The sequence below is a fragment of the Pseudomonas sp. EB271-G4-1 genome (assembly GCF_058791355.1).
In genome coordinates this window covers 1-4,501 of record NZ_JBYTEO010000130.1, presented here as the reverse complement: position 1 = coordinate 4,501, position 4,501 = coordinate 1, and the positions used below count along the sequence as shown (strand labels likewise).

The window sequence follows — 4,501 nt, the reverse complement described above, 5'->3', positions numbered from 1 at the left end:
CCCTGCTGAAGGGGCAGAGTGAATACCAACCGAAAACCAGTTGAGGGCTTCCCCTCAACCATAGAATCTCCCACAGTTGATCGGGTAGGGCTGCGGGAGATGGGTTGGCTGTCAGGCCGCCTTCGCGAGCAGGCTCGCTCCCACAGTTGATCGGGTAGGGCCGCGGGAGATGGGTTGGCTGTCAGGCCGCCTTCGCGAGCAGGCTCGCTCCCACAGTTGTTCGGGTCGGGCCGGGAGATTGGTTGGCTGTGATCATTCCTTCGCCGTTTCAAGCCTGGCTCCGCATGGTGGGCAGGTTGTAGGGGGGGCGTCAGGCGCCGCTAACGAAGAAACGGCACCTGAAGCATCAACAGCTATAGCCACGCGATTACGACGCAATCAACTGCCGCAACACGTAATGCAAGATCCCCCCCGACTTGAAGTATTCCACCTCATTCAGCGTATCAATCCGACACAGCACTTCGATTTTTTCCTGGCTACCGTTTTCCCGAGTGATGACCAGGGTCAAATTCATCCGTGGTGTCAGCTCAACGCCCGTCAGCCCCAGGATGTCCAGGGTTTCCCGGCCAGTCAGGTTCAGGCTCTTGCGGTTCTGGTCGAGCTTGAACTGCAGCGGCAGCACACCCATGCCCACCAAATTGGAGCGGTGGATGCGTTCGAAGCTTTCGGCGATGACCGCCTTGATCCCCAGCAGGTTAGTGCCTTTGGCGGCCCAGTCGCGGCTGGAGCCGGTGCCGTATTCCTGGCCGGCGATCACCACCAGCGGGGTGCCGGAGGCTTGGTAGCGCATGGCGGCGTCGTAAATCGGCAGTTTCTCGCCAGTGGGGATGTAATAGGTGTTGCCGCCTTCCTCGCCGTGGAGCATTTCGTTGCGGATGCGGATGTTGGCGAAGGTGCCGCGCATCATCACCTGGTGGTTGCCGCGGCGTGAGCCGTAGGAGTTGAAGTCGCGCGGTTCCACGCCTTTTTCGCGCAGGTAGTGGCCTGCCGGGCTGTCGGCCTTGATGTTGCCGGCGGGGGAGATGTGGTCGGTGGTCACCGAGTCGCCGAGCAGGGCGAGGATGCGTGCGCCGCTGATGTCCTTGACCACCGGTGGCGGGCCGCCGATGTCGTCGAAGAACGGCGGATGCTGGATGTAGGTCGAGTCGTCCTGCCAGACGTAGGTGGCCGCTTGCGGTACTTCGATGGCTTGCCATTGTTCGTCGCCGGCGAATACTTCGGCGTATTCCTTGTGGAACATGGCGGTGTTGACCTGTTCGACCGCTTCGGCGATTTCCTGGCTGCTGGGCCAGATGTCGCGCAGGTACACCAACTTGCCGTTCTGGTCTTCGCCCAGGGGCTCTTGGCTGAGGTCGATGCGCACGGTGCCGGCCAGGGCGTAGGCGACCACCAGCGGCGGCGAGGCCAGCCAGTTGGTTTTCACCAGCGGATGGACCCGGCCCTCGAAGTTGCGGTTGCCCGACAGCACCGAGGCCACGGTCAGGTCGGCCTTCTGGATGGCTTGTTCGATGGGCTCCGCCAGCGGCCCGGAGTTGCCGATGCAGGTGGTGCAGCCGTAGCCGACCAGGGCAAAACCCAGGGTGTCGAGGTACTGCGTCAAGCCGGCCGCCTTGTAATAATCGGTGACCACTTTCGAGCCCGGGGCCAGGGAGCTTTTTACCCATGGTTTGCGGCGCAGGCCTTTTTCCACGGCTTTTTTCGCCACCAGCCCGGCCGCCATCATCACGCTCGGGTTGGAGGTGTTGGTGCAGGAGGTGATAGCGGCGATCACCACCGCACCGTTTTTCAGGCGAAGGGTCTGGCCTTCATACTCGTAGTCCACTTCACCGGCCATGTCCGCGTTGCCCACGGCTACGCCGCCACCGCCTTCGCTTTCCAGGCGGCCTTCTTCCTTGCTGGTGGGTTTGAGATGCAGGCCGACGAAGTCGCTGAAGGCTTGCGCCACATTCGGCAGCGACACACGGTCTTGCGGGCGCTTGGGGCCGGCCAGGCTGGCTTCGACGCTGGTCATGTCCAGGGCCAGGCTGTCGGTGAATTGTGGTTCCTGGCCTGGCTGGCGCCACAGGCCTTGCACCTTGCTGTAGGCCTCGACCAGTTTCACCGTGGCGTCGGGGCGGCCAGACAGGCGCAGGTAGTTGAGGGTGACGTCGTCCACCGGGAAGAAGCCGCAGGTGGCGCCATACTCCGGCGCCATGTTGGCGATGGTCGCGCGGTCGGCCAGCGGCAGGTCAGCCAGGCCGTCGCCGTAGAACTCGACGAATTTGCCGACCACGCCTTTCTTGCGCAGCATCTGGGTGACGGTCAGCACCAGGTCGGTGGCGGTGATGCCTTCCTTGAGTTTGCCGGTGAGCTTGAAGCCGATCACTTCGGGAATCAGCATCGACACCGGTTGGCCGAGCATAGCCGCTTCGGCTTCGATGCCGCCGACGCCCCAGCCGAGTACGCCGAGGCCGTTGATCATGGTGGTGTGGGAGTCGGTGCCGACCAAGGTGTCGGGGAAGGCGTAGGTGCGGCCGTCTTCGTCCTTGGTCCAGACGGTGCGGCCCAGGTATTCGAGGTTGACCTGGTGGCAGATGCCGGTGCCCGGCGGCACCACGCTGAAGTTGTCGAAGGCGCTCTGGCCCCAGCGCAGGAAGGCGTAACGCTCGCCGTTGCGCTGCATTTCGATGTCGACGTTCTGTTCGAAGGCGCTGCTGGTGGCGAACTTGTCGACCATCACCGAGTGGTCGATCACCAGGTCCACCGGCGACAGCGGGTTGATCCGCTGAGGGTCGCCGCCGGCCTTGGCCATCGCCGCGCGCATGGCGGCCAGGTCGACCACGGCGGGCACGCCGGTGAAGTCTTGCATCAGCACCCGGGCCGGCCGGTACTGGATTTCGCGGTCGGAGCGGCGCTCCTTGAGCCAGGCGGCGATGGCCTTGAGGTCGGCGCCGGTGACGGTCTTGGCGTCTTCCCAGCGCAGCAGGTTTTCCAGCAGCACTTTGAGCGACATGGGCAGCGCGTCCAGGTCGCCGAGGCTTCTGGCGGCCTCCGGCAGGCTGTAATAGTGATAGAGCTTGTCGTCGACTTGCAGGGTTTTAAGGGTGTTCAGGCTATCGAGGGACGGCATTACGATCACTCCTTTGAGTCCGCACGGTGGCGGACTGAGGGGACGGGCAGAGCATTAAACCTAGCCCTGTTTGAAGTTGCTGGCTAATAACTGGACTCTATGGGCAAGTCCGAGGTTCCGAAGTCGGCTATCATGCGCCGGTTTTCGTGACAGACATTGCGTTAGCGCAAGTCTGGGCATCGCGCAGGGGTTGAATGTCTCGCCCTCTGCCCAGGAGTAAGAATGAACACCCTTTTCATGCATTGCCGGCCGGGCTTCGAAGGTGAAGTCTGTTCCGAGATTTCCGACCTCGCCGCACAACTGAACGTGGCCGGTTATGCCAAGGCCAAGACCGCCAGCGCCTGCGCCGAGTTTGTCTGCACCGAAGAAGACGGCGCCGAGCGCCTGATGCGCGGGCAGCGTTTTGCCAACCTGATTTTCCCGCGCCAGTGGGCCCGGGGGATTTTCATCGACCTGCCGGAGAGTGATCGCATCAGCGTGATTCTCGCGCACCTGGCGGATTTTCCGACCTGCGGCAGCCTGTGGCTGGAAGTGGTTGATACCAATGATGGCAAGGAGCTGTCGAACTTCTGCAAGAAATTCGAAGGCCCGTTGCGCAAGGCGCTGATTGGCGCCGGCAAGCTGGTGGACGATGCGAACAAACCGCGCTTGTTGCTGACGTTCAAGAGCGGCCGTGAAGTGTTCGTCGGCCTGGCAGAGTCGAACAATTCGGCGATGTGGCCGATGGGCATTCCGCGTTTGAAATTCCCGCGCGAGGCGCCGAGCCGTTCGACCTTGAAGCTTGAAGAGGCCTGGCATCACTTCATTCCGCGCGACCAATGGGACGAGCGCCTGCACAGCGACATGACCGGGGTCGACCTGGGTGCTGCGCCTGGCGGCTGGACCTGGCAACTGGTCAACCGCGGCATGCTGGTGACCGCCATCGACAATGGCCCGATGGCTGAAAGCTTGATGGACACCGGCTTGGTGCAGCATTTGATGGCCGACGGTTTCACCTTCAAGCCCAAGCAGCCGGTGGACTGGATGGTCTGCGACATCGTCGAGAAGCCGGCGCGTAATGCGGCGATGCTCGAGGAGTGGATCGGCGAGGGGCATTGCCGCGAGGCGGTGGTCAACCTCAAGCTGCCGATGAAGCAGCGTTACGCCGAGGTGAAGCGCTTGCTGGAGCGTATTGCCGAGGGTTTCAAGGCCCGGGGCATTCGCGTGGAGATCGGCTGCAAGCAGCTGTACCACGACCGTGAGGAAGTGACCTGCCATTTGCGCCGGCTGGACGTAAAGAAACCGAAATCCCGCTAGCAACCCGGCTCCCTGTACCGATCGTTCCCACGCTCCGCGTCACTAGTGTCCGGTAAAAACCGAAGGGGGAGCTTGCTCCCCCTTGCTGTTGGCGGC

The 4,501-nt window shown here is 62.7% G+C and carries 2 protein-coding genes; one reads left to right on the top strand and one right to left on the bottom strand.

Going from position 1 to position 4,501, the window contains the following annotated elements:
• Positions 1–367 precede the first annotated feature (367 nt).
• Entirely contained in the window at positions 368–3,109 is a 2,742-nt protein-coding gene (gene acnA / locus AC3WWR_RS30710) for an aconitate hydratase AcnA (protein WP_492599318.1), read from the bottom strand.
• A gap of 222 nt (positions 3,110–3,331) precedes the next feature.
• Between acnA and rlmM the strand changes: the two genes are divergently transcribed.
• Complete coding sequence (rlmM, locus tag AC3WWR_RS30705) at positions 3,332–4,405, top strand: 23S rRNA (cytidine(2498)-2'-O)-methyltransferase RlmM (protein ID WP_033044623.1); 1,074 nt, start codon at positions 3,332–3,334, stop codon at positions 4,403–4,405.
• The last annotated feature ends 96 nt before the right edge of the window (positions 4,406–4,501 follow it).